Source organism: Pseudomonas sp. KB_12 (assembly GCF_052114545.1).
GTDB classification, from domain to species: domain Bacteria; phylum Pseudomonadota; class Gammaproteobacteria; order Pseudomonadales; family Pseudomonadaceae; genus Aquipseudomonas; species Aquipseudomonas brassicacearum.
The window spans coordinates 18,365-44,827 of record NZ_JBFREY010000017.1; the positions used below are offsets into that span (position 1 = coordinate 18,365).

The window sequence follows — 26,463 nt, forward strand, 5'->3', positions numbered from 1 at the left end:
GATTAACGTTTTGCTGAAGGCCTTAACCTACGCGGTAGTTCGGCGCTTCCTTGGTGATCTGCACGTCGTGGACATGGGACTCGGCCATGCCAGCGCCGGTGATACGCACGAATTCAGGCTTGGTGCGCATCTCTTCGATGTTGGCGCTGCCGGTGTAGCCCATGGAAGAACGCAGGCCGCCCATCAGTTGATGGATGATGGCGCTCAGGGTGCCTTTGTACGGCACGCGACCTTCGATGCCTTCCGGCACCAGCTTCTCGGCACCCGCGGAGGAGTCCTGGAAGTAACGGTCGGAAGAGCCCTGGGCCTGGGACATGGCGCCCAGCGAACCCATGCCCCGATAAGCCTTGTAGCTACGGCCCTGGAACAGCTCGATCTCGCCTGGTGCTTCTTCGGTACCGGCAAACATCGAACCCATCATCACGCAGGAGGCACCGGCTACGATGGCCTTGGACAGGTCACCGGAGAAACGGATACCGCCGTCGGCGATCAACGGCACGCCGGTGCCTTCAAGGGCGGCGGCGACGTTGGCGATGGCGCTGATCTGCGGCACGCCGACACCGGCAACGATACGGGTGGTGCAGATCGAGCCAGGGCCGATACCGACCTTGACCGCGTCGGCGCCGGCTTCGGCCAGGGCCTTGGCCGCAGCGCCGGTGGCGATGTTGCCGCCGATCACCTGCACTTCAGGGAAGTTCTGCTTGACCCAGCGAACGCGGTCGATCACGCCTTTGGAGTGGCCGTGGGCGGTGTCGACCACCACCACGTCAACACCGGCACTGACCAGGGCGGCGACACGGTCACCGGTGTCCTTGCCGGTGCCGACCGCAGCGCCGACGCGCAGACGACCTTGGTCGTCCTTGCTGGCCAGCGGGTAGGCCTTGGCTTTTTCGATGTCGTTGACGGTCATCATGCCCTTGAGGGCGAATTTGTCGTCGACGATCAGCACGCGCTCGATGCGGTGCTTGTGCAGCAACTCGCGGACTTCGTCCTTGTTGGTGCCTTCCTTGACCGTGACCAGGCGCTCTTTAGGCGTCATCACTTGGCGGACGGTGGCATCCAGGCGGTTCTCGAAACGCACGTCGCGGGAGGTGACGATGCCGACCAGGTCGCCATCGTGCAGCACCGGAACGCCGGAGATGTTGTGCATGCGAGTCAGTTCGAACAGATCCCGGACCGTGGCGTCAGCCTCGATGGTGATCGGATCCTTGACCACGCCAGCCTCGAACCGCTTGACCTTGCGCACTTCGGCGGCCTGCTGTTCGATGGTCATGTTCTTGTGGATGATACCGATACCACCTTCCTGGGCCATGGCAATGGCCAGACGGGCTTCGGTCACGGTGTCCATGGCGGCGGAAACCAGAGGGATATTCAGTTCGATGCCACGGGTGAGACGGGTTTTGAGACTGACTTCGTTAGGCAGTACTTCGGAATAACCGGGCACTAGGAGAATGTCGTCGAAGGTCAGAGCTTCTTGGCTGATACGCAGCATCGCGGGGGCTCCCGAGCGGGAAAATGGAAGCGCGCCATTATACTCATGGACCCCGTCTGGCTCAATGTAAAACTCTGTCTATTATTGCCGGGCTGATTGACGGGGCTAATAATTGCACTCCGGCCATACACCGAACCCGTGGCGAGGGAGCTTGCTCCCGCTCGGTTGCGCAGCGACCGCAAACATCTTGGGGCCGCTTCGCAGCCCAGCGGGAGCAAGCTCCCTCGCCACAGGGATTGCCTATTTCCTCACGCTACAACTCCACCTTCACCCAACTCACCGGTTGGTCGAGCCAATCGGCGAATTCATCGAGAAAGTCCTGCTTGAACCCCGCCTCCAGCCAATTGTTGAAGATGAACCCCAGGTTGGAAAAGCCGCAGGGCTGCAGGAACAGGAAGCCGTTGATGTCGTCTTCATGAGCGCATTCAGGGCAAGTGAAGTTGTCGGTGCGCGCCGGCATCCAGTCTTCCAGACTTTCGAACAGCGCTTCGCCGACTTCCTTGCGGCACTCGGCGCAACCGGCCTCTTCGAGAAAGCCCTTGGCCGGTGTATAGATGCAGCGCTTGGTGATGATCTCCAGGCCATTGATCGCCTCACCGAACGGCAAGGCTTCGGGATGCAAGACCACCTCACGGGCACCGGGGGCGATGGCGTGGGCCATGCGATTGCCGGTGCGCCCGCAGGTGGTCAGTTGTTCTTCGACGATATTCTTGCGCACCAGCCAGCGCACGATCGCCCGGGCCCGAGGCTCGTGGACCGGCAGGGTGGAAATTTTCGGAACGATGATACTTTGCGAGTTCATGGCGAGGCCTGGCTGTTTCCCTGGCAGGGTCTGATCGAAGGCCGGCAGCTTAATCCCTGGCGGGGCCAGGTCAAGCACTCAGGTAGCGCCCGATCAACGCGAGGCCGCTGGCAAGCACCAGCCAGGTGACCAGCCGCACGAATGCCTCTCGCGACATCTTCATGGTCAAGCGACGCCCTACCCACAACCCCAGCGCCATGGCCGGCAACAAACACAGCGCCAGTACCAACAAGGGTAGCTCGGCATAGACCCCGGCCACGATAAACAGGCTCAGGCGCACCACGGTGCTGCAACTGATCAGGGCACTTTGCGTGGCTCGGGCCGCGTCCTTGGGCAAGCGACTGTTCAGGTAGATGGCATATAAAAAGCCGCCACTGCCAAACAACGCGCCGAACATCCCACCCACCGTGCCCATCGGAACCGCCCACCGCGCTGACAACTGTGTCGGCCGGGTCTTGATCAGCAGGCTATAGATCGCATAGCAACTGATGAACACACCCATCAGCAGCAGCAACAGGTCGGACTTGAGGTTGAGCAGGAAAACCACCCCGAGGGTGCAGCCCAGCGCCATGCACGGCAACAACCGCAGCAGCTCCGGCCGGGACACATCTCGGCGCGAGGGCAGCAAGTTGCCGAAGGCCGCGACGAAATCGAGCAAGACCAGTAGCGGGACGATTTTCGACAGCGGCATGAACAACAGCAGGATGGGCGCGGCCACCAGCGCCGTGCCGAACCCAGCAATGCCGAAGACGATGTAGGCCAGGGCAATGGCCGAGCCGATCACCAGCCATTGCGTGGGGGCAAATGCCCACTGACCCAACCACGGGAGAAGATTCATCCGGCACTTCCTTGCTGAGGAGAGCGGGGACTTTAGCCAGATCCGGGGGATTACTTCCAGCATTTGTGGTGATTGGCCTATCGCTATCGCGAGCAAGCTCGCTCCCACATTTGATCTTCGGTGCGACATAGATCTCCTGTGTGCGAGCTTGCTCGCGATGCAGGCAACCCGGTCTAATTGTCTGCACACCATCGGCGAATCCCCTTATCATGCCGCCCATGATTAAAGATCCCTTTGCCCGACTGGGCCTGGACCGCGAGGTCCTGACTGTCAGCCAGCTCAACGGCCGTGCGCGGGTGTTGCTTGAAGACGTGTTCAGCAACATCTGGGTCGAGGGCGAAATCTCCAACCTCGCCCGCCCGGCCTCCGGCCATGTGTACTTCACCCTCAAGGACAGTGGCGCCCAGGTGCGTTGCGCGCTGTTCCGGCAGAATGCCGCGCGGGTGCGCCAGGCCTTGAAGGACGGGCTGGCGGTGAAAGTGCGCGGCAAGGTCTCGCTGTTCGAAGGCCGTGGCGATTATCAGCTGATCCTCGACACCGTCGAGCCGGCCGGCGATGGCGCGCTGCGCCTGGCCTTCGATGCCTTGAAGGAAAAACTCAGTGCCGAAGGCCTGTTCAGTGCCGAGCGCAAGGTGCCGTTGCCGGCCCATCCGCAACGCATCGGCATTATCAGTTCGCCCACGGGCGCGGTGATCCGCGACATCATCAGCGTGTTCCGCCGCCGCGCGCCGCAGATCGCCCTGACGCTGATCCCCACCGCCGTGCAAGGTCGCGAAGCCACCGCGCAAATCGTCCGCGCCCTGAAGCTGGCCGACGCCCGTGGTTTCGATGCGCTGATCCTGGCCCGGGGCGGCGGTTCGCTGGAAGATTTGTGGTGCTTCAACGAAGAAGCCGTGGCCCGGGCGGTGGATGCCTGCGTCACGCCGATCGTCAGCGCCGTGGGCCATGAAACCGACGTGTCCATCAGCGATTTCGTCGCCGACGTGCGCGCCCCGACCCCGTCCGCCGCCGCCGAACTGCTGGCCCCGGATGCCGGCGACCTGGTACGTCGGGTCGAAAGCCTGCATCGCCGGCTGGTGATGCGCATGCGTGACCGGCTGATGCGCGATCAACTGCGCCTCGAAGGCCTCACCCGACGCCTGCGCCACCCCGGCGAACGCCTGCGCCAGCAAGCCCAGCGCCTCGACGACCTGGACATGCGCATGCGCCGGGCGTTCGAACGCAGCCTCAATACCCGCCGCGAACGCCTGATCCGCCTGGAAACCCGCCTGGCCGGGCAACATCCGGGCCGGCAACTGGCCTTGCTGCGCCAGCGCCTGGACAGCCTGGCCGAACGCCTGCCCCGGGCCATGCGCGAAGGCCTGAAAACCCGCCGCGTGCAATTGCACAACCAGATGCAGACGCTGCACATCGTCAGCCCCCTGGCGACCCTCGGCCGCGGCTACAGCATTTTGCTCGACGAACGCGGCCAGGCGATCCGCAGTGCCGGGCAAACCCAGACCGGCCAGCGCCTGACCGCCAAGCTCGGCGAAGGCGAATTGCTGGTGCGGGTCGAAGACAATCACCTGACGCCGGTCACCCTTTCTTTACTGGATTGATTCATGCCGCGATATCTCGCCCCCTTGCTCTTGCTGTGCCTGGCCTTCAACGCCCACGCCGACAGTTACATCACCCGCCTGCTGAACAAACCGGTGCCCGGCGGCGTGGCCGTGGTGGACCTGGGCAGCGCCGCCAAGACACCGAAAGCCAGTTACCAGGGCAAGCCGGTGCTGGTGGTCAAGGAACAGGACAACTGGCTGGCGATTGTCGGCATCCCGCTGACGGTGCAGCCCGGTACCCAGCAGATCAGCAGTGGCGGCGGCACCCAGCCGTTCGTGGTCGGCTACAAGAAGTACCCCGAGCAACACATCACCCTGGCGAACAAACGCCAGGTCAACCCGAACCCGGCGGACCTCAAGCGCATCGACGCCGAACTGGCGGTGCAATTGAAGGCCTACCGCAGCTTCAGCCCGAACATCCCCAGCAACCTGTTGCTGGACAAACCGGTCAACGGCCCGCTGTCGAGCAAGTTCGGCGTGCGCCGCTTCTTCAACGGCGAAGAACGCAACCCCCACGCCGGCCTGGACTTCGCCGTGCCCGCCGGCACGCCGATCAAGACTCCGGCCGCCGGCAAGGTGATCCTCACCGGTAATTACTTCTTCAATGGCAACACCGTGTTCGTCGACCATGGCCAGGGCTTCATCAGCATGTTCTGCCACATGTCGAAAATCGACGTGAAGGTCGGCCAGCAACTCGCCCGGGGCACCGTGGTGGGCAAGGTCGGCGCCACCGGCCGGGCGACCGGGCCGCATATGCACTGGAACATCAGCCTGAACGATGCGCGGGTGGATCCGGCGATTTTCATCGGGGCTTTCCAGCCTTGAATGGATAGAGACGCTACTGGCCTCATCGCGAGCAAGCTCGCTCCCACATTTGGATAGCGGCGCTGCCCCCTGTGGGAGCGAGCTTGCTCGCGATGACGGCAGCCGCATCACCACCCTCCCGCGAATTGCCAAGCTCAAAACATCGACGCAATTTCTGCCATTCATACCTGACACATGCGCGATTAAATCTCGCAAACCAACCAAAAAGCAGAACTTCTCTCAATTTTTTCCGACTGCTTGCGATCCTCTCCCCACGCGGTTAGGGTTGAAGGCATGAAAACCTCTCACACCCTCATTCAGCTTCGCCAGCACCGCAGCCTGTGCCTCGTCAGCGCACGACTGCCGGGCTGAATCGCGGCACCTCGTCCCGGCTGTGAAGCCACCCCCATCGAACCACCGGCAGGCCGCCTTTTTCCGGCCACGACAATAAGGATTTCCCCATGAGCATGCTCAAAGACCCGTCTTCCAAATACCGTGCTTTCCCGACCATCAACCTGCCGGACCGCACCTGGCCGTCGAAGACCATCACCGCCGCGCCGATCTGGTGCAGCTCCGACCTGCGCGACGGCAACCAGTCGCTGATCGAGCCGATGGACGCGGTCAAGAAGCTGCGCTTCTGGAAAACCCTCGTCGCGGTGGGCGTGAAGGAAATCGAAGCATCGTTCCCAGCCGCTTCGCAAACCGACTTCGACTTCGTGCGTACCCTCATCGAAGAAGGCCACATCCCGGACGACACCACCATCCAGGTGCTGACCCAGGCCCGTGAAGACCTGATCGCGCGCACATTCGAATCCCTGCGCGGCGCAAAAAAGGCCATCGTCCACCTGTACAACGCCACCTGCCCGTCGTTCCGCCGCATCGTGTTCAACCAGGACAAGGAAGGCGTGAAGGAAATCGCGGTGAACGCGGCCAAGTTGTTCGTCAAATACGCCGCGCAGCAGCCGGAAACCCAGTGGCAGTTCGAGTATTCGCCAGAGACTTTCAGCGCCACTGAGCTGGAATTCGCCAAGGAAGTCTGCGACGCAGTGATCGAAGTCTGGAACCCGACGCCAGAGCGCAAGGTGATCCTCAACCTGCCGGCCACCGTGGAAGTCGCCACGCCGAACATCTACGCCGACCAGATCGAGTGGTTCCACCGCAACATCACCCGTCGTGACAGCGTGCTGATCAGCCTGCACACCCACAACGACCGTGGCACCGGCGTGGCCGCTACAGAGCTGGGCCTGATGGCCGGCGCCGACCGTGTCGAAGGCTGCCTGTTCGGCAACGGCGAACGCACCGGTAACGTCGACCTGGTAACCGTGGCGCTGAACCTCTACACCCAGGGCATCAACCCCGGGCTGGACTTCTCCGACATCGACGGCGTGCGCAAAGTGGTCGAGGAATGCAACCAGATCCCGGTGCACCCGCGTCATCCGTACGTTGGCGACCTGGTCCACACCGCGTTCTCCGGCTCGCACCAGGACGCCATCCGCAAGGGCTTCGCCCAGCAGAAATCGGACGGTCTGTGGGAAGTGCCATACCTGCCGATCGACCCGGCCGACATTGGCCGCAGCTACGAGGCGGTGATTCGCGTCAACAGCCAGTCGGGCAAGGGCGGCATCGCCTACCTGCTGGAGCAGGAATACGGCATCAGCCTGCCGCGTCGCATGCAGATCGAATTCAGCCAGGTGGTACAGCGCGAAACCGATCGCCTGGGCCTGGAAATGACTGCCCAGCAGATCCACGCCTTGCTGCAGCGTGAATACCTGCAAGCCAACACTCCGTACGCGCTGGTCAGCCATCGCCTGCAGGAAGAAAACGGCAACAGCGCCGTGGAAGTGGAAGTGGCGAGCAAGGGCCAGGGCGAGACCAACCTGCACTGGCGCGGCAAGGGCAACGGCGCGCTGGAAGCGCTGGTGGCCGGCCTGCCAATTCCGGTGGAGATCATGGACTACAACGAACACGCCATTGGCGCTGGCACCAATGCCAAGGCGGCGGCGTACATCGAACTGCGGGTCAACGGCGAGCGTGCGGTGCACGGCGTTGGCATCGATGAAAACATCACCACCGCCAGCTTCAAGGCGCTGTTCAGTGCACTGAACCGCTCCCTGAGCCAGCCGGAAGCCAAAGCGGCCTGATCGTTCGGCTGAAATGCAAAAAGGCCCTGGGGTGTGAACCCTGGGGCCTTTTTGTTTGGCTGATGGTTTTGCGTGGTCTGGTAGGGCCTCATCGCGAGCAAGCTCGCTCCCACATTTGGATAGCGGCGCTGCCCCCTATGGGAGCGAGCTTGCTCGCGATAGCGGCCTGTCAGGCAACCCAAATATCAGGCATGGGTATCGATCGAGATGGTCATCGCCTGCAACAGCGACGCCCGCAGGGTTTGCAGCATTGCCTGGGTGCCCATGATCTGGGTCTGGAGGGCCATGGCCTGCTGGGCTTTCTGCTCTTCGCTGGCCTGGCTCTTCTGCACGCGGGCCAGTTGCGCTTGCTGCTGGGCCAGTAGTTTCTCGGCCTGTTCGATCTGCTTCTTCAGCTGTTCGATGATGTCGCCACCCGCCTCGGCACCCGCACCGGCGACGTTTGCGCCGCTAGTGTCGACTTCCAGTTTCTTGTCCTTGTCTTCGCTGCTGTCAGTCGATGCCACTGGACTGACCGCTTTCTCTTCTTCCGCGCCGCGGATGGAGACTTTAGGGGCTGACAATGGATAAGGGTTGACGGTGGTTGCGCTGATACTGGTCATAGGGACTTCTCCTTGGCTGACCGGTTATCGGCACGCAACACCGTTCCTGAAGGGTTGAAACGTTTCAGTTAGATGAATTCGAACGAATCGGCATCCAGGTTCGCCGGAAACCGCGTGCGATACGCCGCCAGGTCCGCTGCGTTCAAGCACACCTTGAACACACCATCCGCTTCGCCGGCGCTGAGCAAGCTCTCGCCCTGGAAATCCAATACCTGGCTGTCACCGGTATAGGCGAAGCCCTTGCCGTCGGTGCCAACACGGTTTACCGCCGCCACGTAGCACAGGTTCTCGATCGCCCGGGCCGGCAACAGCCGGTTCCAGTGCAGACGCCGCGCCCCGGGCCAGTTGGCGGTGTACAGCAGCAGGTCGGTGTCCTCGGCGTCGCGGCTCCAGACCGGGAAGCGCAGGTCGTAGCAAATCAGCGGACGAATCCGCCAGCCCTTGAGCTCGAACAGCACCTGTCGCTCACCCGGGGTGTAGTGGTTGTGCTCCCCCGCCATGCGAAACAGATGGCGCTTGTCGTAATGCAGCACTTCTCCATCCGGCCGCGCCCAGAGCAGGCGATTGCGATGGCTGCCGTCCGCGGCCTGGATGATCACACTGCCGGTAATCACCGCGCCCAGCTTCGCCGCCTGGGCCTTGAGCCATTGGCGCGTCGGGCCGTTCTCCGGCTCCGCCAGGGTCTCGGATTCCATGGAAAATCCTGTGGTGAACATCTCTGGCAGGATGATCAGGTCAGCCCCGCGCGCCTGCTCCAGCAGCGCGTCGAAATGTTCCAGGTTGGCCCGACGGTCGTGCCAGGCCAGGGTGGTCTGGACCAGGGCAATGTCGAGGTCCGGCAACGTGCTCAGATCACGCATAGTTTTTCCGCCGCTTCGCGCAGCGTCTCCTCGCGTTTGGCAAAGCACAGGCGCACCAGGCGCTGGCCTTGTGGTGGATGCTGGTAGAACACCGAGATCGGAATCGTCGCCACGCCATGCTCGCGGGTCATCCACACCGCCATGTCGACGTCATTCAGGTCCGGGCGAATCTGCGAATAGTCCACCAACTGGAAATAAGTACCGGTCACGCGCTTGAAGCTGAACCGCGACGGCGCCAGCAGATCGCAGAACAGGTCGCGCTTGGCCTGGTAGAAGTCCGGCAGTTCATCGACGTGTTCCGGATGCTCGGCCATGTAATCAGCCAGGGCGTACTGCAACGGCGTCACGCCGCAGAAGCTGACGTACTGGTGCACCTTGCGCAGTTCCGCCGTCAGGGCCGCTGGCGCCACCACGTAGCCGGTTTTCCAGCCAGTGACGTGGTAGGTCTTGCCGAACGAACTGACCACGAAGGCCCGGCGGTACAGCTCTTCATGGGCCAGGACACTGGCGTGGGCGACGCCGTCGAACACCAGGTGTTCGTAGACCTCGTCACTGACCAGGTAGATGTCACGGTCACGAATCAGCGTCGCCAACTGATCCAGTTCGGCGCGGCTGATCAGGGCGCCGCTGGGGTTGTGCGGCGAGTTGAGAATGATCATGCGCGTACGCGGGCTCAGGGCTTCGCCGAGCTTCTCGAAGTCGATGGCGAAGTCGTCCAGACCCAGTGGCACGTGCACGCAATGTCCACCGGCCAATTGCACGGCAGGCTCATAGCTGTCGTAGCTGGGATCGAAGACGATCACTTCGTCGCCGCTGTGGACCACCGCCGCGATGGCACAGAAAATCGCCTGGGTCGCACCAGGGGTCACGGTGACTTCCTGATCGGCATCGACACTGGCGCCATAGCTGCGGGCGATTTTGGCTGCGATCTGCTGGCGCAGCGCCGGCAGGCCGGTCATGGGCGAATACTGGTTATGGCCTTGGGCAATGTGTCGGCCGACCGCATCGCGCAAGGCCTGCGGGCCATCGAAATCGGGAAATCCCTGGGACAGGTTCAGCGCGCCCGTCTGCGCGGCGAGCTGGGACATCTGGGTGAAAATAGTGATGCCGACATTCGGCAACTTGCTGGTGATCATGGAGTGTCCCTGCTCTGCACCCGGCTCTGGTGCGGCGCGGGAGAGCTCGAGGATAGCCCAATCGCCGGGCATGAAAAAGGGTGCCACCAAGGGCACCCTTTTCTTGTCACCGAATCGCAGGAAAACTCTGTGGCGAGGGAGCTTGCTCCCGCTGGGCTGCGAAGCAGCCCCTGGGTTTCATCTGATGCACTGCGGTGGCAGGTACATCTTTGGGGCTGCTGCGCAGCCCAGCGGGAGCAAGCTCCCTCGCCACAAAAGCGGTCCTGAGAGAAGACTGGATCAGCGCTTGTCGCGGCGCTTCTTGTCGGCCTTCTTGTGGTGCGACATCAAGCGGCGCTTCTTGTTGACCTGGCGGTCGGTGAGCGTGTTCTTGTTGCCTTCGTACGGGTTCTCGCCGCCCTTGAACTCGATGCGGATCGGCGTGCCGACCAGCTTCAGGACGCGACGGTAGGTGTTCTCCAGGTAACGAACGTACGACTTGGGCACCTTCTCGATCTGGTTACCGTGGATCACGATAATCGGCGGGTTGGCACCGCCCAAGTGGGCGTAGCGCAGCTTGATCCGACGGTTGTTGACCATCGGTGGCGCGTGCTCGCCGACCGCATCTTCGAGGATCTGGGTGAGGCGGTTGGTCGGCCAGCGGGTCACCGCCGACTTGAACGAGTTCTGCACCGAAGCGTAGAGGTTGCCCACGCCCGTGCCGTGCAGAGCCGAGATGAAGTGGATGTCGGCGAAGTCGACGAAGAACAGGCGACGCTGCAATTCGATCTTCACAAAGTCCCGTTCGCTCGGCGTCATGCCGTCCCACTTGTTGATCGCGATGACCAGCGCACGACCAGCTTCCAGGGCGAAGCCCAGCAGGTTCAGGTCGTGATCGACCACGCCTTCGCGGGCGTCCATCACGAAGATCACCACGTTGGCGTCTTTGATCGCCTGCAGGGTCTTGACCACAGAGAACTTTTCAACTTCTTCGTGGATCTTGCCGCGCTTGCGCACACCGGCGGTGTCGATCAGCGTGTACTTCTCTTCGTTACGCTCGAAGGGAATGTAGATGCTGTCGCGGGTGGTGCCGGGCTGGTCGTAGACGATGACCCGGTCTTCGCCGAGCATGCGGTTGACCAGCGTCGACTTGCCCACGTTCGGGCGGCCGATGATCGCGATCTTGATCCCGTCTTTTTCGCTTGGACCCGGAATGCGCTTGGCTTCCTCGCCTTCGGCAACGATCTCTTCCTCGCCGTCTTCCGGTTCTTCTGCGTCGTCCTTGGGGAAATCAGCCAGGGCGATTTCCAGCATCTGGGTGATGCCACGACCGTGGGCACCGGCGATCGGGATCGCCTGGCCCATGCCCAACGGTGCGAATTCGGCGCGGGCCATGTCCGGGTCGATGTTGTCGACCTTGTTGGCGACCACGTAGGAACGCTTGTTACGCTTGCGCAAATGCTCGGCGATCATCTGGTCGGCGGCGGTAAAACCGGCCTTGGCGTCTACCAGGAACAGCACCACATCGGCTTCTTCAATGGCGAGCAACGACTGCTCGGCCATTTTTTCGTCCATGCCGTGTTCATCACCGGAGATGCCGCCGGTGTCGACCAGAATATAGGTACGCCCTTGCCACTTGGCCTCACCGTATTGGCGATCACGGGTCAGACCGGACAAGTCGCCGACAATGGCGTCGCGAGTCCTGGTCAGGCGGTTGAACAAGGTGGACTTGCCGACGTTCGGTCGGCCCACCAGGGCGATTACGGGAACCATGCGGCTCTCCACTTCGTTATTTCAGAAAATACAAAAGCCGCTGCGAGGCAGCGGCTGGTGCTCGGGGCAGTCTGTGCAAGCCCTGCAAACCTTGTGAACAAGGCCGCTTGGGGGATTAGCCCCAAGCATAGTCTTACTTGATGGTCAGGGCTTCCAGTTTGCCGCTGTTGCCATACACATAGATCATGTTGCCCACCACCAGCGGACGGGCACGCAGGCCGTCGCTGTCGATGCGCTCACGGCCGACGAAACGACCGTCCACCTGGCTGAGCAGGTGCAGGTAACCTTCCAGGTCACCCACTGCGACGTAGCTGGAGAACACTTCCGGGGCCGACAGTTGACGGCGGGCCAGGGAGTCGTTGCTCCACAAGGCGGTGGTGGAACGCTCGTCAACGCCTTCGACGGTGCCCGAGGACAGGCTCACGTAGACGCTGCCAAAGCCTTGGGCGACACCGGCGTAGCTGGACGCATCGCGCTGCCACAGCGGACGACCGCTTTCCAGGTCCAATGCTGCAACGCGGCCTTGGTAGCTGGCGACGTACAGTGTGCCGCCAGACAGCAGCAAGCCGCCGTCGATGTCGACCACACGCTCCAGCTCGGAACGACCTTGCGGGATCGCGACGCGCTGTTCCCAGACCGGCACGCCGTTGGAAATATCCAGGGCCACCACTTTACCGGTCGACAAGCCAGCCACCGCCAGGCGGTTGGTGACGATCGGCGCGCTGGTACCGCGCAGGGTCAGTACCGCCGGGGTGCTGTCGTACAACCAGCGTTGGTTGCCAGTAGCGGCATCCAGGCCGATCAGACGGTCGTCCTGGGTCTGGACCACCACCACGTCACCGTTGGTGGCCGGCGGTGCGAGCACTTCACTGGTCACGCGGGCGCGCCATTTCTCTTCACCATTGCTCGCGTCCAGGGCGACAATCTCACCCTTGAGCGTGCCGATCATGACCAGGCCGTAACCCACGCCAACGGCGCCGGAAACAGGCAGCTCAAGATCTTTCTTCCATTTGACGTCACCGTTGGTACGGTCCATCGCCATCACGACGCCCGTGACATCACCTGCATAGATGGTGTCGCCGTCAATGGCCGGCACCAGCATGTTGTAGGTTTCGCCCTGGCCATCGCCGATGGAACGGCTCCATTGCTTCTGCAGCACGACTTCTTCTTTGAAGTCGGTCAGTTCGGCCGGAGGCAGTTCTTTCTTGCTGTTGCTGCTGCAACCCGCGGCCAGAATGGCCAGAGCCAGCAATGCTGCATGTTTCCAACGGATCACGTCACGCATCCCCTTTGGCCAGGTCGTCCAGCTTGATTTGCAGGCCACCGACTGCGGCTTCATCCGACAGCGCAGCCTTGGCTTTTTGGTAGGCCGCATGGGCCTCATCGGCACGGCCCAGTTGTACCAGCAGGTCGCCCTTGAGTTCTTCGCGGGTCGCCAGGAACGCCTTGTCGGCATCACCGTCGAGCAGCTTCAAGGCGTCTTCGGTCTTGTTCTGTGCCGCCAGCACCTGCGCCAGGCGCTGACGCGCCACTTCACCCAGGGTCGGGTTGGCAGGTTTGTCGACGATACCTTTGAGCTCGGTGGCCGCGTCGTCCAGCTTGCCGCTGTCCACCGCCACCTTGGCCACGAACAGGCGACCGTATTGGGCGTAGGCGGTGCCAGCAAATTCCTTGTCCAGCTTGCCGGCCAGGTCCGCCACGCGGGCCGCGTCAGGCTTGCCGTCCGGCGTCAGGGTGGTTTCCAGCAATTGCTGGTAGAGCACCGAGGCGCCTTGCGACTGGTTGCTCTGGTATTTTTGGTAGGCCTGCCAGCCGAACACGATGACCAGCGCCAACAGGCCGCCAGTGACCAGCGGCTTGCCGTTGCGCGTCCACCAGTCCTTCAAATCCGCCAGCTGTTCATCTTCGGTACTCGACACCCCAATACTCCTTAATCGCTAAATCGGCTGTTTGACAGCTTCAACCCTGCACGACGCAGGTGGCCAGGTGTGCAGCAAGCGCATCCCAGGCAATGCTTTGTTGTTCGCCCTGGCCACGCAGGGGTTTGAAACCTACCACTTGTTGGGCCAGTTCGTCGTCACCGAGGATCAGTGCGTACAGCGCACCGCTCTTGTCGGCCTTCTTGAATTGGCTCTTGAAGCTGCCAGCACCGGCGTTGATCTGCAGGCGCAGGTTGGGCAACTGGTCGCGGATCCGCTCGCTCAACGTCAGGGCCGCCAGTTCGGCAGCCTCACCGAAGGCGCACAGGTAGACGTCGACCTGACGGGACAGTTCTTCGGGAACCTTGTCCAAGGCTTCAAGCATCAGCACCAGGCGCTCGATGCCCATGGCAAAGCCCACGCCGGACGTTGGCTTGCCGCCCATCTGCTCTACCAGCCCGTCGTAGCGGCCACCGGCACACACGGTGCCCTGGGCGCCGAGCTTGTCGGTGACCCACTCGAAGACGGTCTTGCTGTAGTAGTCCAGGCCACGGACCAACTTGGGGTTGATCACGTACGGAATGCCGGCGGCGTCCAGGCGAGCCTTGAGGCCCTCGAAGTGCACACGGGACTCTTCGTCCAGGTAGTCGGCCATTTTTGGCGCATCCACCAGTACGGCCTGGGTGTCCGGGTTCTTGGTGTCCAGTACCCGCAGAGGGTTGGTCTTCAACCGACGCTGGCTGTCTTCGTCCAGCTTGTCCAGATGGGCGCCAAGAAACTCCACCAATGCCACACGGTAGCGGCCACGGGACTCGCTGGTGCCCAGGCTGTTGAGCTCAAGCTTGACCGCATCACGGATGCCCAGCTCGCCCCACAGGCGCCAGGTCAGCACGATCAGTTCAGCATCGATGTCCGGGCCATCGAGGTTGAACACCTCGCAACCGATCTGGTGGAACTGGCGATAACGGCCTTTCTGCGGACGCTCGTGACGGAACATCGGGCCGATGTACCAGAGCTTCTGCACCTGGCCGCCGCCGGTGATGCCGTGTTCGAGCACCGCACGCACGCAGGCCGCCGTGCCTTCGGGGCGCAGGGTCAGGGAGTCGCCGTTGCGGTCGTCGAAGGTGTACATCTCTTTTTCGACGATGTCGGTCACTTCACCGATGGAGCGCTTGAACAGCTCGGTGAACTCGACGATCGGCATGCGGATCTGCCGATAGCCGTAGTTATCCAGCAGGCGCGCCACAGTGCCCTCGAAATAGCGCCACAGGGGCGTCTGCTCGGGCAGGATGTCGTTCATGCCACGAATGGCTTGCAGGGACTTGCTCACGTGTATTCCTTAATCTTTCGACTTAACCGCGCGCGATGACCGCTGCGTCGGCTTCGACCTTTTCGGCCGCTTTCTGGCGAATCAGCCGTTCCAGCTCATCCACCAGATTGTCATTCGTCAGTTTCTGCGACGGCTTGCCGTCGATGTAAATCAGGTTCGGTGTACCGCCAGTCAGGCCGATGTGGGCCTCCTTGGCTTCGCCCGGCCCGTTGACCACGCAACCGATCACCGCGACATCCAGCGGCACCAGCAGGTCTTCGAGGCGCCCTTCCAGTTCGTTCATGGTCTTGACCACATCGAAGTTCTGCCGCGAGCAGCTCGGGCAGGCGATGAAGTTGATGCCACGGGAACGCAGGTGCAGGGACTTGAGAATGTCGTAGCCGACTTTCACTTCCTCGACCGGGTCAGCCGCCAACGAGATGCGGATGGTATCGCCAATCCCTTCGGCGAGCAGCATACCGAGGCCGACGGCGGATTTCACCGTGCCCGAACGCAACCCACCGGCTTCAGTGATGCCCAGGTGCAGCGGCTGGACGATTTCCTTGGCCAGCAGGCGGTAGGCTGCGACGGCCATGAACACGTCGGACGCCTTCACGCTGACCTTGAAGTCCTGGAAATTCAGGCGCTCGAGGTGCTCGACGTGGCGCAGGGCCGACTCCACCAGCGCCGCCGGGGTCGGTTCGCCGTATTTCTTTTGCAGGTCTTTTTCCAGGGAACCGGCGTTCACGCCGATGCGGATCGGGATGCCCCGGTCGCGGGCAGCATCCACCACGGCACGGACACGGTCTTCGCGACCGATGTTGCCCGGGTTGATGCGCAGGCAATCGACGCCCAACTCGGCCACGCGCAGGGCGATGCGGTAGTCGAAGTGGATGTCGGCCACCAAGGGGACCTTGACCAGTTGCTTGATCTTGCCGAACGCCTCGGCGGCGTCCATGTCCGGCACCGATACGCGCACGATGTCGACACCGGCGGCTTCCAGGCGGTTGATCTGGGCGACCGTGGCGGCCACGTCATTGGTGTCGCTGTTGGTCATGCTCTGCACAGCGATAGGCGCATCGCCGCCCACGGGCACGTTGCCGACCCAGATTTTTCGGGATTCGCGACGCTTGATTGGAGATTCGCCGTGCATGACTTATTGACCCAACTTCAGGCGAGCGGTCTCGCCACTGGTGAACGGAGCGATGTCGACCGGCTGGCCGTTGTAGCTGACCTGCGCGCCACGGGCATAACCCAGGCGCACGGCAAATGGCGGCTTGCCGTTGATGGCGGTGCTGTCGCCCTTGCGCTTGAGGCCACTGAACAGCACCTTGCCGTTGCCGTCGGTGACTTGCGTCCAGCAGTCGGCGACAAACTGAATCTGTACCTGGCCTTCACCTGCCGCTGGAGCCGCGGTCGGGGCCGCCGGAGCTGCCGGAACAACTGGCGCGGCGTGGGTCGCAGGCGCAGCCGCGGTCGGTGCCGGCGTGCTCGGTACGGCAGGTGCCGTGGCAATCGGTGCAGCCGGCGCAGTTGGTGCAGCTGGCGCAGGGGCTGGAGCAGCCGGCTCGGCACCCGCTTCGGCATCGGCGTCCTGGCCCTGTGGCAACGCCAGGGCGGTTTCGCCCTCGGCCTGGCCTTCGACGACAGCCTGGTCTTCCGGCTCGTCCAGCGGATGGATCTGGGTGGTGCCGTCGGCGCCTTCGACTTCTACGTGCTCAGGGTTCATGGCGACCGGCTCCTTGCTGCGCAAGGACGCCTGGTCCTGCCACCAGACAAAACCGCCACCAATCACCGCGATCAGCAGCAACAGGCTGACGATTCGCAAAATGGTGTGGGAAACGCGAACCGGCTCCTCGATGCGACCCAGGCTGTGCACGCTGCTGCCCTGGGCATCGGAACCGGTGTATTGATCGAATTGCTGGACCAGCACGGTCTGGTCCATGCCGAGCAACTTGGCATAGGCGCGGATATAGCCCCGGGCAAAGGTATGTCCAGGCAGCTTGTCGAACGCGCCCGCTTCCAGATTGCCCAGGGAAGCCACGGTGAGATTGAGCTTGAGGGCCACTTCGGCCAGCGACCAACCATTGCTTTCGCGGGCTTGACGCAGGGTCTCACCAGGATTTACGCGAGTCGCTGCTACAACTTCGGGATGCGCCGCTTTCATCATTGCTCCGACAGGTATTGCTGATATTCCGGCGTACCGGGATAGAGTCTTTTGAGTTGCAGGCCGTAGCTTGCAGCCTTGTCGCGATCTTCAAACACATGTGCCAGCCGAACGCCGAGCAATAGACTACGTGCATTTTGCTCACTCAGCAGGCTAAAACGCTCGTAGTAGTCACGCGCGGGCACATAATGCCTGTCTTCGTAGGACAACTCAGCCATTTCCAGCAGCGCCCGCGGTTGCTGGCGGTTGAGCCGCAGCGCCTTTTCCAGCTGCTGGCGGGCCAGATCACGCTGGCCCAGCTGTGCGGCCGTCATGCCGAGGTTTTCGAAAACCCGCGAACGCTCAGGGTAAAGGGTGTCGGCGGCGGCCTGCTCAAAGCGCTCGTAGGCGTCCTTGTAGCGTTTCTGCTCGAAAAGAAAGCTGCCGTAGTTGTTCAGGATCCGTGCGTCTTGCGGGCGGGCAGACAGCGCCTTGCGAAAATGCTGGTCGGCCAGCTCCGGCTCCATCTCGGCCTGGAACACCAGGGCCAGGGCCGCGTTGGCATCCGGGTCGGAATCGTCCAGTTCCAGGGCTTTCTTGAGCGGCACCTTGGCCCGTTCGGTCATGCCCTGCTGCAGGTAGCCAATGCCCAGCTGCACGTAGGCCACACGTGCCTCGTCGCGCCCTTTGCTGGTCCTCATCGGGTTGTAGTCACCCGACAGGACACAACCGGAACAAAGGCCGGCCAACAGCAAGACGAGCGCGAAGCGCAGGGACATAGAGTTCCTCTCTTAGTGACTGTTCGCAGCGTTTTGCACCGCATCGTCCGCAGCGTTCAACTCACGCACGGCAATGTAGCGTTCGCTGCGACGGGTACGATCCAGTACCTGTCCTACCAATTGGCCACAGGCAGCGTCGATGTCTTCGCCGCGGGTGGTGCGCACGGTGACGTTGAAGCCAGCGTGGTGAAGCTGATCCTGGAAGCGACGAATCGCGTTGTTGCTCGGACGCTCGTAACCGGAATGCGGGAACGGGTTGAACGGGATCAAGTTGATCTTGCACGGGATGTTCTTGAGCAGCTCGATCATCTCGACCGCGTGTTCGACCTTGTCGTTCACATCCTTGAGCAGCGTGTACTCGATGGTCAGCACGCGCTTTTCGCCCAGGGACGACATGTAGCGCTGGCACGACTCGAGCAGCATCTTAAGCGGATACTTCTTGTTGATCGGCACCAATTGGTTACGCAATGCGTCATTGGGTGCGTGCAGCGACAACGCCAGGGAGACGTCGATGTGCTTGGCCAGCTCATCGATCATCGGCACCACGCCGGAGGTGGACAGGGTCACGCGGCGCTTGGAGATGCCGTAGCCCAGGTCGTCCATCATCAGGTGCATGGCGGAAACGACGTTGTCGAAGTTCAGCAGCGGCTCACCCATGCCCATCATCACCACGTTGGTGATGGCACGGTCGACGGTCGCCGGGACGCTGCCAAAGGATTTGTTGGCAATCCACACCTGGCCGATCACTTCGGCGGCGGTGAGGTTGCTATTGAAGCCTTGCTTGCCGGTGGAGCAGAAACTGCAATCCAGGGCACAGCCTGCCTGGGACGAAACGCACAAGGTGCCGCGTTTGCCCTGGGGAATGTAGACGGTCTCGACGCAGCTGCCGGACGCCACGCGCACCACCCACTTACGGGTGCCGTCGCTGGAAATGTCCTGGCTGACCACTTCGGGGCCGCGAATTTCGGCAACAGCCTTGAGCTTTTCGCGCAGGGCCTTGCCGACATTCGTCATGGCGTCGAAGTCGTCGACGCCAAAGTGGTGAATCCATTTCATCACCTGACCGGCACGGAAACGCTTCTCCCCGATCGAGTCGAAGAATTTCTCCATTTCCGGCTGGGTCAGCCCCAGCAGATTGGTTTTAACAGTCGATGTAGTCATGGATTCACCTTCACTCTTAAGCCAATGCTTAGCGAGTGGTTACTTCAGTAGCAGCGAAAAAGTAAGCGATTTCGCGAGCAGCAGCGGCTTCGGAGTCCGAACCGTGAACGGCGTTGGCGTCGATGGACTCAGCGAAGTCAGCACGGATGGTGCCAGCAGCAGCTTCTTTAGGGTTGGTAGCGCCCATCAGCTCACGGTTGCGAGCGATAGCGTTTTCGCCTTCCAGTACCTGAACGACAACCGGACCGGAAGTCATGAAAGCAACCAGCTCACCGAAGAAACCGCGCTCGCTGTGCTCAGCGTAGAAGCCTTCGGCTTCGGCTTTGGACAGTTGCTTCATTTTCGAAGCTACAACGCGCAGGCCAGCGTCTTCGAAGCGGGTAACGATCTTGCCGATCACGTTTTTAGCAACGGCGTCAGGCTTGATGATGGAGAAAGTACGTTGAACAGCCATGGTGTAACTCCAGAAACGGTAATTTGCGAAAAATTAAACCCGCGAATTATACGCGGGTTCAGGGGTATTGCCTAACCTGCCAGGTCGATCAGTCGATTTCTTCGATCCAGAGCGCCTGGACCGCTTCCAAGACCTTCTCGCCACAACGGCCAGAGGTACTGTCGAAACCGGGAAGCTCCATGATCCAGTGCTGCAGATCGACGAAATTGACCTTCAGCGGATCCACGTCCGGCTTGGCTTCGGCCAGTTCTTCTGCGATGCGTTGTACATCATTCCAACCATAGCTCATGACAGTGTCACCATCAGTGCGGCGCTTCGGCCGCATGGTTAAGCGAATATTTCGGGATTTCGACGGTCAGGTCTTCGGTGCCGACGATGGCTTGGCAGCTCAGGCGCGATTGCGCTTCCAGGCCCCAGGCCCGATCGAGGAAATCTTCTTCCAACTCGTCAGCCTCTTCCAGCGAATCGAAGCCCTCACGAATGATGCAATGACACGTCGTGCAAGCGCAGACGCCACCACAGGCACTCTCTATCTCGATATGGTGCTCATGGGCCAGCTCGAGAATGGAGATTCCCGGCTCAGCCTCCACGACCATGCCCTCCGGACAGAACTTCTCGTGGGGCAGAAAAATCACCTGCGGCATCAGTTATTCCTCGATTTCATTCAGGTTGCGCCCCGCCAGGGCGGCTTTCACCGTCGAGTCCAGGCGGCGGGCAGCAAAGGCGTCGGTGACGTGCGACAGACGCTTGGTCTGCTGCTCGATGGCATAACCATCGGTGCCTTTGATCAATTCGGACAGTTCCTGCATCTGCAGCTCGATGACCATGCGCTCTTCAGCGTCGAGCAAACGCTCGCCGTCGGCTTCGAGGGCGGCTTGCACGGCTTCGACCAGGCGCTGGGCGTCGACCTGTTGCTCGCGCAGCACACGCGCTACCTTGTCGTCGCTGGCATGCTGGAAGGAATCCTTGAGCATCTTGGCGATTTCGCCGTCGGTCAGGCCGTAGGACGGCTTGACCTGGATGCTCGCCTCCACGCCTGAACCCAGTTCGCGGGCGGAGACGTTGAGCAAGCCATCGGCGTCGACCTGGAAGGTCACGCGAATCTTCGCCGCGCCCGCCACCATCGGCGGGATGCCGCGCAATTCGAAGCGAGCCAGGGAGCGGCAGTCGCTGATCAGCTCACGCTCGCCTTGCAGCACGTGGACCATCATGGCCGACTGGCCGTCTTTATAGGTGGTGAAGTCCTGGGCGCGAGCAACCGGGATGGTGGTGTTACGCGGAATCACCTTCTCCATCAGGCCGCCCATGGTTTCCAGCCCCAGGGACAACGGAATCACGTCGAGCAGCAGCAGTTCGCCGCCATCGCGCTTGTTGCCAGCCAGGGTATCGGCCTGGATCGCGGCGCCGATGGCAACCACCTGGTCCGGGTCGATTTCAGTCAGCGGCTGGCGGCCAAAGGCCTCGGCAACGGCTTCGCGAACACGAGGTACGCGGGTCGAACCACCGACCATGACCACGGCCTTGACGCCTTCGAGCTCCACGCCGGAATCGCGCACGGCACGGCGGCAGGCCTTGAGGCTGCGAGCGACCATGGGTTCGATCAGGGCATCGAAGGCTTCGCGGGTCAGCGCGGCTTTCCAGTCGCCATAAGCGACTTCAACCGTGGCGGCGTCGGTCAAGGCTTCCTTGGCCGCGCAGGCGGTTTGCAGCAGATGACGTTGCGCACCCGGGTCGAGGTCGGCGGACAAACCCGCTTGCTCGATGATCCAGCCGGCGATGGCATGGTCGAAGTCATCGCCGCCCAGGGCGCTGTCGCCACCGGTGGCCAGGACTTCGAAGACACCGCCGGTCAGGCGCAGGATCGAAATATCGAAAGTACCGCCACCCAAGTCGTAGATGGCGACCAGGCCTTCGGCATGCTGGTCCAGGCCATACGCGACCGCAGCAGCCGTCGGCTCGTTGAGCAGGCGCAGCACGTTCAGGCCCGCGAGCTTGGCCGCGTCCTTGGTGGCTTGGCGCTGGGCGTCATCGAAATAGGCCGGCACGGTGATGACCGCACCCACCAATTCACCGCCCAATGCCGCTTCGGCGCGCTGGCGCAGGACCTTGAGGATGTCGGCGGAAACCTCTACCGGGCTTTTCGGGCCCTGTACGGTTTCGATGAACGGCATGTGGGATTCGCCACCGACGAAGCGGTACGGCAGTTGGTCGCCCAGTTGCTTGACGTCGGACAGACCACGACCCATCAAGCGCTTGACCGAGACGATGGTGTTCAACGGATCGGTGGCGGCGGCCAGCTTGGCCGACTCACCCACTTCAACGCGATCAGCGTGATAGCGCACGGCGGACGGCAGGATCACCCGCCCCTGCTCGTCGGCCAGCGGTTCGGAAAGACCGCTGCGCAAGGCAGCGACCAGGGAATTGGTGGTACCCAAGTCGATCCCGACAGCCAGGCGACGCTGGTGCGGTTGTGGACTTTGGCCGGGTTCGGCGATCTGCAGTAGGGCCATCGTAATCAGGACTTATCTGTAATCAGGCGTGCGACCGGAGCGGCACTGGGTTAATCGTCGAGGCGCTCTTCGAGCTGGCGCACTTCGTAGGTGAGCTTGTCGAGGAACTGCATGCGCCGCATCAGGCGTTCGGCCTGTTCGCGTTGCGCGGCATCGTTCCAGCAGGCTGCGAAGCTTTCGTTCAGTGTTTGCTGGGCGTCTTTCAAGCGACGCTTGAATACCGCGACACCGGCCAGGTCGGCGCTGTCCTGCAGGTCCTCGAGTTCTTCGCGCCACTGCATCTGCTGCAAAAGAAACTCGGGATCATGGACCGTGACCTCCAGCGGTAACTCATGACCGCTGATGGCGAGCAGGTAACGCGCGCGCTTGGCCGGGAGCTTGAGCGTCTGGTAAGCCTCGTTGAGGTTCGCCGACTGCTCGAGCGCCCGCCGTTGCTCCGCCTCGGAAGCATCGGCAAAGCGGTCGGGATGGACGCCACGGGCCAATTCAAGGTAACGCGCGGACAACTGCTCGAGATCCAGCTGGAACGCAGGCTGCATCTGGAACAACGCAAAATGACAAGGAGTACCCACAAGCCGCCTCAGATGTTGAAGCTTTCGCCGCAGCCACATTCACCGCGCACGTTGGGGTTGTTGAACTTGAAGCCTTCGTTCAACCCTTCCTTGACGAAATCCAGTTCGGTGCCGTCCAGGTACGTCAGGCTCTTGGGGTCGATGATCACTTTCTGACCATGACTCTCGAACACCTGATCGTCTTCGCCCACTTCGTCGACGAATTCCAGTACATAGGCGAGGCCAGAACAGCCCGTGGTGCGAACACCCAGGCGGATACCCTCGCCCTTGCCGCGCCCCGCAAGTGAGCGCTGGATATGGTTAGCTGCCGCTTCTGTCATCTGGATAGCCATGAAAACTCCTTACCAATGCGCGGATCAGATCAAGCCTTTCTTCTGCTTGTAATCGCGAACGGCGGCCTTGATGGCGTCTTCGGCGAGTACCGAGCAGTGGATCTTCACTGGCGGCAGGGCCAGTTCTTCGGCCAGCTGGGTGTTCTTGATGGTTTCGGCTTCATCAAGGGTCTTGCCCTTCATCCACTCGGTGGCCAGGGAGCTGGACGCGATGGCGGAACCGCAGCCATAGGTCTTGAACTTGGCATCTTCGATGATGCCTTGCTCGTTGACCTTGATCTGCAGGCGCATCACGTCGCCGCACGCCGGGGCGCCGACCATGCCGGTGCCGACATCAGGATCCTGCGCGTCCATCTTGCCGACGTTGCGCGGGTTCTCGTAGTGGTCGATGACCTTTTCGCTATATGCCATTTGCTTCAATCCTCATCAGTGAGTCGCTCTGGTGGCGACTTCTTCAGTGCGCCGCCCACTCGATTTTCGAAATGTCGACGCCGTCTTTGTACATGTCCCACAGCGGCGACAGAGCGCGCAGCTTGGTAACGGCCTCGCAGACTTTCTGCGCGGCGTAATCGATTTCTTCTTCGGTGGTGAAGCGGCCGAAGGTGAAGCGGATCGAACTGTGGGCCAGTTCGTCGTTGCGGCCCAGGGCGCGCAGCACGTACGAAGGCTCAAGCGATGCCGAGGTGCACGCCGAACCGGACGACACGGCCAGATCCTTGAGTGCCATGATCAGCGACTCGCCTTCAACATAGTTGAAGCTCAGGTTCAGGTTGTGCGGTACGCGGGCGATCATGCTGCCGTTGACGTAGAGCTCTTCCAGGTGCTCGACCTGCTTGAAGAAGCGGTCGCTCAGGGCCTTGATGCGCACGTTCTCGGCAGCCATGTCTTCCTTGGCTACACGGAAGGCTTCACCCATGCCGACGATCTGGTGGGTCGCCAGGGTACCGGAACGCATGCCACGCTCGTGACCGCCGCCGTGCATGGTCGCTTCGATGCGAACACGCGGCTTGCGGCTGACGTACAGGGCGCCGATGCCTTTAGGGCCGTAGGTCTTGTGGGCCGAGAACGACATCAGGTCGACTTTCAGCTTGGACAGGTCGATGTCGACCTTGCCGGTGGACTGCGCGCCGTCGACGTGGAACAGGACGCCCTTGGAGCGGGTCAGCTCGCCGATGGCGGCGATGTCGTTGACGGTGCCGATTTCGTTGTTCACGTGCATGATCGAAACCAGGATGGTGTCGTCGCGCAGAGCGGCTTCGACCATGGCTGGAGTGATGATGCCGTCTTCACCTGGCTCGATGTAGGTGACTTCGAAGCCTTCACGCTCCAGTTGGCGCATGGTGTCCAGGACAGCCTTGTGCTCGATCTTGGAGGTGATCAGGTGCTTGCCCTTGGTGTGATAGAAATGCGCGACGCCCTTGATTGCCAGGTTGTCGGATTCAGTAGCACCGGAGGTCCAGACGATTTCACGCGGGTCGGCGTTGACCAGGTCAGCGACCTGGCGACGGGCGTTTTCGACCGACTCTTCGGCCTTCCAGCCAAACACGTGGGAACGGGACGCCGGGTTACCGAAGTTTCCGTCGACCAGCAGGCATTCACTCATTTTTTGCGCAACACGCGGATCAACCGGGGTGGTCGCAGAGTAATCAAGGTAAATCGGCAATTTCATGGACTTTCTCCTAAATCAGGCTGGCTGGCGTTCCGCGTGCTCTACGGCAGTCATTCGACGGCGGACGCTTCAATCTTGTCCAGGTGCGGCGCCTTGCTATTGCAACGGCGCTGGTCCTGACGCTGGGCTACTTCTTGCACCTCACGGCGAGTTACAAGGTCAGCCAAGCTGATACCGCTTAGAAATTCGTGAATCTGCAGGCTGAGGTCGCACCACAAGTGGTGGGTCAGGCAAGTATCGCCGCCATGGCAGTCGCCAAGGCCCTGGCATTTGGTCGCATCGACCGATTCGTTCACCGCATCGATCACCTGGGCGACCTGGATGCCCTGCATGTCGCGCGACAGCTGGTAGCCGCCGCCTGGGCCGCGAACGCTGGAAACCAGGTTGCTGCGGCGCAGCTTGGCGAACAGCTGTTCAAGGTAGGACAGGGAAATGCCCTGGCGCTCGGAGATATCGGCCAGGGACACCGGCCCGTGCTGCGCATGCAATGCCAGATCCAGCATTGCGGTCACGGCGTATCGGCCTTTTGTAGTCAGTCGCATGGACAATTACCACGGAGTTCGGAATGGGGGCGAGTATGCAATTCCCGAGTATTTAAGTCAAGTATAAGACCTAGTGCTTTACTCGGGTTTACCCGCGAAAGAGCGCGCGCATCATAACAAAGGCTGGTCGGCGGCGACCAGCTATACCGCGTTATCGTTTATCGCGAGCAAGCTCGCTCCCACAAGGGGGGGTGGTGGATGCACAATTCGTGTACACCCCAGACCCCCTGTGGGAGCGAGCTTGCTCGCGATGAGGCCAGCAGGGTTTCAGCTAGCCTGGGTCTCATCCTTGTCCTTCACACACGCAAAATCTTCCTCGCGCAGTTCAGGCAGGTCCTTGGCACAGTAATTACTGCCCAGGTCCTTCAGGGCGCCGCACATCCCCTCCAGGCGCCCATCGACGGCCTGCAGGTGATCGAGCAACTGGTTGATGGCGCGGGCGACCGGGTCGGGCATGTCTTCGCCGACACCGTAGGCGTCGAAGCCAATCTTCTCGGCCATGGCCTTGCGGCGGGCGTCCTGCTCGTCATCGGACTTGACGATGATCCGCCCCGGAATACCCACCACGGTCGCGCCAGGCGGCACGGCCTTGGTTACCACGGCGTTGGAGCCGACCTTCGCCCCCGCCCCTACCGTGAACGGCCCGAGCACCTTGGCACCGGCCCCCACCACCACGCCGTCTTCCAGGGTCGGGTGGCGCTTGCCTTTGTTCCAACTGGTGCCGCCGAGGGTCACGCCCTGGTACAGGGTCACGTCGTCGCCGATCTCGGCGGTTTCGCCGATGACGATGCCCATGCCGTGGTCGATGAAGAAGCGGCGACCGACCTTGGCGCCAGGGTGAATCTCGATCCCGGTCAGCCAGCGCCCGAAGTTCGAGACCAGCCGCGCCAGCCACTTCCAACCCATGTTCCACAAGGCGCCGGACAGGCGGTGGATCCAGATGGCGTGCATCCCTGGGTAGCAGGTCAGCACTTCAAAGGCATTGCGCGCCGCCGGGTCACGATGGAAAACACTTTGGATATCTTCACGCAAACGTTCGAACATT

General features: G+C 61.8%; 27 protein-coding genes. 3 read left to right on the plus strand and 24 right to left on the minus strand.

Annotation, left to right across the window (positions count from 1 at the left end):
* Nucleotides 1–22: 22 nt before the first annotated feature.
* From guaB to AB4Z20_RS15625, 3 genes are all read right to left on the minus strand, one after another.
* Nucleotides 23–1,492: an IMP dehydrogenase gene (guaB, locus tag AB4Z20_RS15615; RefSeq protein WP_024616424.1), complete on the minus strand. Its 1,470-nt coding sequence runs from the start codon at nucleotides 1,490–1,492 to the stop codon at nucleotides 23–25.
* 253 nt (nucleotides 1,493–1,745) lie between these two features.
* Entirely contained in the window at nucleotides 1,746–2,294 is a 549-nt protein-coding gene (locus AB4Z20_RS15620; protein WP_214511323.1) for a sugar ABC transporter ATPase, read from the minus strand.
* 70 nt (nucleotides 2,295–2,364) lie between these two features.
* Nucleotides 2,365–3,132, minus strand: a complete 768-nt coding sequence (locus tag AB4Z20_RS15625) for a sulfite exporter TauE/SafE family protein (RefSeq protein ID WP_320389949.1) — start codon at nucleotides 3,130–3,132, stop codon at nucleotides 2,365–2,367.
* 218 nt (nucleotides 3,133–3,350) lie between these two features.
* Here AB4Z20_RS15625 and xseA point away from each other — a divergent pair, with 218 nt between their 5' ends.
* The 3 genes from xseA (at nucleotide 3,351) to leuA (ending at nucleotide 7,675) form a co-directional block, all read left to right on the plus strand.
* On the plus strand, nucleotides 3,351–4,730 hold the full coding sequence (gene xseA / locus AB4Z20_RS15630; protein WP_024616421.1) for an exodeoxyribonuclease VII large subunit: 1,380 nt from the start codon (nucleotides 3,351–3,353) through the stop codon (nucleotides 4,728–4,730).
* A 3-nt stretch (nucleotides 4,731–4,733) separates the two neighbouring features.
* On the plus strand, nucleotides 4,734–5,555 hold the full coding sequence (locus tag AB4Z20_RS15635; RefSeq protein ID WP_320389948.1) for a peptidoglycan DD-metalloendopeptidase family protein: 822 nt from the start codon (nucleotides 4,734–4,736) through the stop codon (nucleotides 5,553–5,555).
* Nucleotides 5,556–5,995: 440 nt separating this feature from the next.
* On the plus strand, nucleotides 5,996–7,675 hold the full coding sequence (leuA, locus tag AB4Z20_RS15640) for a 2-isopropylmalate synthase (protein WP_024616419.1): 1,680 nt from the start codon (nucleotides 5,996–5,998) through the stop codon (nucleotides 7,673–7,675).
* Nucleotides 7,676–7,860: 185 nt separating this feature from the next.
* Here leuA and AB4Z20_RS15645 read toward each other — a convergent pair whose 3' ends face one another.
* The 21 genes from AB4Z20_RS15645 to cysE form a co-directional block, all read right to left on the minus strand.
* A complete protein-coding gene (locus AB4Z20_RS15645; RefSeq protein WP_253471750.1) occupies nucleotides 7,861–8,277 on the minus strand; it encodes a hypothetical protein in 417 nt (138 codons plus the stop codon).
* A gap of 68 nt (nucleotides 8,278–8,345) precedes the next feature.
* Nucleotides 8,346–9,137 carry an amidohydrolase gene (locus AB4Z20_RS15650; protein WP_253471748.1) on the minus strand — a complete coding sequence of 264 codons (792 nt, stop codon included), beginning with the start codon at nucleotides 9,135–9,137 and terminating at the stop codon, nucleotides 8,346–8,348.
* Nucleotides 9,125–10,273 (minus strand): pyridoxal phosphate-dependent aminotransferase, encoded by a 1,149-nt coding sequence (locus AB4Z20_RS15655; RefSeq protein WP_253471746.1) that lies wholly within the window; start codon nucleotides 10,271–10,273, stop codon nucleotides 9,125–9,127. The genes AB4Z20_RS15650 and AB4Z20_RS15655 overlap by 13 nt, the downstream gene beginning before the upstream one ends.
* Nucleotides 10,274–10,552: 279 nt before the next feature.
* Nucleotides 10,553–12,025 carry a ribosome biogenesis GTPase Der gene (der, locus tag AB4Z20_RS15660; RefSeq protein WP_053178266.1) on the minus strand — a complete coding sequence of 491 codons (1,473 nt, stop codon included), beginning with the start codon at nucleotides 12,023–12,025 and terminating at the stop codon, nucleotides 10,553–10,555.
* Between the two features lie 133 nt (nucleotides 12,026–12,158).
* Complete coding sequence (gene bamB, locus AB4Z20_RS15665; RefSeq protein WP_214511317.1) at nucleotides 12,159–13,310, minus strand: outer membrane protein assembly factor BamB; 1,152 nt, start codon at nucleotides 13,308–13,310, stop codon at nucleotides 12,159–12,161.
* Nucleotides 13,303–13,944, minus strand: a complete 642-nt coding sequence (locus AB4Z20_RS15670; protein ID WP_253471743.1) for a YfgM family protein — start codon at nucleotides 13,942–13,944, stop codon at nucleotides 13,303–13,305. The genes bamB and AB4Z20_RS15670 overlap by 8 nt, the downstream gene beginning before the upstream one ends.
* A gap of 40 nt (nucleotides 13,945–13,984) precedes the next feature.
* Nucleotides 13,985–15,274: a histidine--tRNA ligase gene (gene hisS, locus AB4Z20_RS15675; RefSeq protein ID WP_320389944.1), complete on the minus strand. Its 1,290-nt coding sequence runs from the start codon at nucleotides 15,272–15,274 to the stop codon at nucleotides 13,985–13,987.
* 22 nt (nucleotides 15,275–15,296) lie between these two features.
* Nucleotides 15,297–16,406, minus strand: a complete 1,110-nt coding sequence (ispG, locus tag AB4Z20_RS15680; protein WP_018607678.1) for a flavodoxin-dependent (E)-4-hydroxy-3-methylbut-2-enyl-diphosphate synthase — start codon at nucleotides 16,404–16,406, stop codon at nucleotides 15,297–15,299.
* Between the two features lie 3 nt (nucleotides 16,407–16,409).
* Nucleotides 16,410–17,420 carry a RodZ domain-containing protein gene (locus tag AB4Z20_RS15685; RefSeq protein ID WP_258690402.1) on the minus strand — a complete coding sequence of 337 codons (1,011 nt, stop codon included), beginning with the start codon at nucleotides 17,418–17,420 and terminating at the stop codon, nucleotides 16,410–16,412.
* Nucleotides 17,420–18,178: a type IV pilus biogenesis/stability protein PilW gene (gene pilW / locus AB4Z20_RS15690; RefSeq protein WP_063322851.1), complete on the minus strand. Its 759-nt coding sequence runs from the start codon at nucleotides 18,176–18,178 to the stop codon at nucleotides 17,420–17,422. The genes AB4Z20_RS15685 and pilW overlap by 1 nt, the downstream gene beginning before the upstream one ends.
* Before the next feature lie 12 nt (nucleotides 18,179–18,190).
* A complete protein-coding gene (rlmN, locus tag AB4Z20_RS15695; protein WP_003198007.1) occupies nucleotides 18,191–19,339 on the minus strand; it encodes a 23S rRNA (adenine(2503)-C(2))-methyltransferase RlmN in 1,149 nt (382 codons plus the stop codon).
* Nucleotides 19,340–19,367: 28 nt separating this feature from the next.
* Nucleotides 19,368–19,793, minus strand: coding sequence for a nucleoside-diphosphate kinase (gene ndk, locus AB4Z20_RS15700; RefSeq protein ID WP_063322853.1), 426 nt, complete (start codon nucleotides 19,791–19,793; stop codon nucleotides 19,368–19,370).
* A gap of 88 nt (nucleotides 19,794–19,881) precedes the next feature.
* Nucleotides 19,882–20,082, minus strand: coding sequence for a Fe-S cluster assembly protein IscX (gene iscX / locus AB4Z20_RS15705; RefSeq protein WP_003198004.1), 201 nt, complete (start codon nucleotides 20,080–20,082; stop codon nucleotides 19,882–19,884).
* A gap of 13 nt (nucleotides 20,083–20,095) precedes the next feature.
* Nucleotides 20,096–20,437: an ISC system 2Fe-2S type ferredoxin gene (fdx, locus tag AB4Z20_RS15710; protein WP_039592120.1), complete on the minus strand. Its 342-nt coding sequence runs from the start codon at nucleotides 20,435–20,437 to the stop codon at nucleotides 20,096–20,098.
* Between the two features lie 3 nt (nucleotides 20,438–20,440).
* The gene (hscA, locus tag AB4Z20_RS15715) at nucleotides 20,441–22,303 is read right to left on the minus strand and encodes a Fe-S protein assembly chaperone HscA (RefSeq protein WP_442090192.1); all 1,863 of its coding nucleotides are present in this window, start codon (nucleotides 22,301–22,303) and stop codon (nucleotides 20,441–20,443) included.
* Between the two features lie 50 nt (nucleotides 22,304–22,353).
* Nucleotides 22,354–22,875, minus strand: coding sequence for a co-chaperone HscB (gene hscB, locus AB4Z20_RS15720; protein WP_214511311.1), 522 nt, complete (start codon nucleotides 22,873–22,875; stop codon nucleotides 22,354–22,356).
* 8 nt (nucleotides 22,876–22,883) lie between these two features.
* Nucleotides 22,884–23,207, minus strand: a complete 324-nt coding sequence (gene iscA, locus AB4Z20_RS15725; protein ID WP_003185155.1) for an iron-sulfur cluster assembly protein IscA — start codon at nucleotides 23,205–23,207, stop codon at nucleotides 22,884–22,886.
* Between the two features lie 24 nt (nucleotides 23,208–23,231).
* Nucleotides 23,232–23,618: a Fe-S cluster assembly scaffold IscU gene (gene iscU / locus AB4Z20_RS15730; RefSeq protein WP_003185157.1), complete on the minus strand. Its 387-nt coding sequence runs from the start codon at nucleotides 23,616–23,618 to the stop codon at nucleotides 23,232–23,234.
* 43 nt (nucleotides 23,619–23,661) lie between these two features.
* Nucleotides 23,662–24,876, minus strand: coding sequence for an IscS subfamily cysteine desulfurase (locus tag AB4Z20_RS15735; RefSeq protein ID WP_214511310.1), 1,215 nt, complete (start codon nucleotides 24,874–24,876; stop codon nucleotides 23,662–23,664).
* A gap of 50 nt (nucleotides 24,877–24,926) precedes the next feature.
* Nucleotides 24,927–25,418, minus strand: a complete 492-nt coding sequence (iscR, locus tag AB4Z20_RS15740; protein WP_003185160.1) for a Fe-S cluster assembly transcriptional regulator IscR — start codon at nucleotides 25,416–25,418, stop codon at nucleotides 24,927–24,929.
* Nucleotides 25,419–25,685: 267 nt separating this feature from the next.
* Nucleotides 25,686–26,462: a serine O-acetyltransferase gene (cysE, locus tag AB4Z20_RS15745; RefSeq protein ID WP_003197992.1), complete on the minus strand. Its 777-nt coding sequence runs from the start codon at nucleotides 26,460–26,462 to the stop codon at nucleotides 25,686–25,688.
* Nucleotide 26,463: the final 1 nt, after the last annotated feature.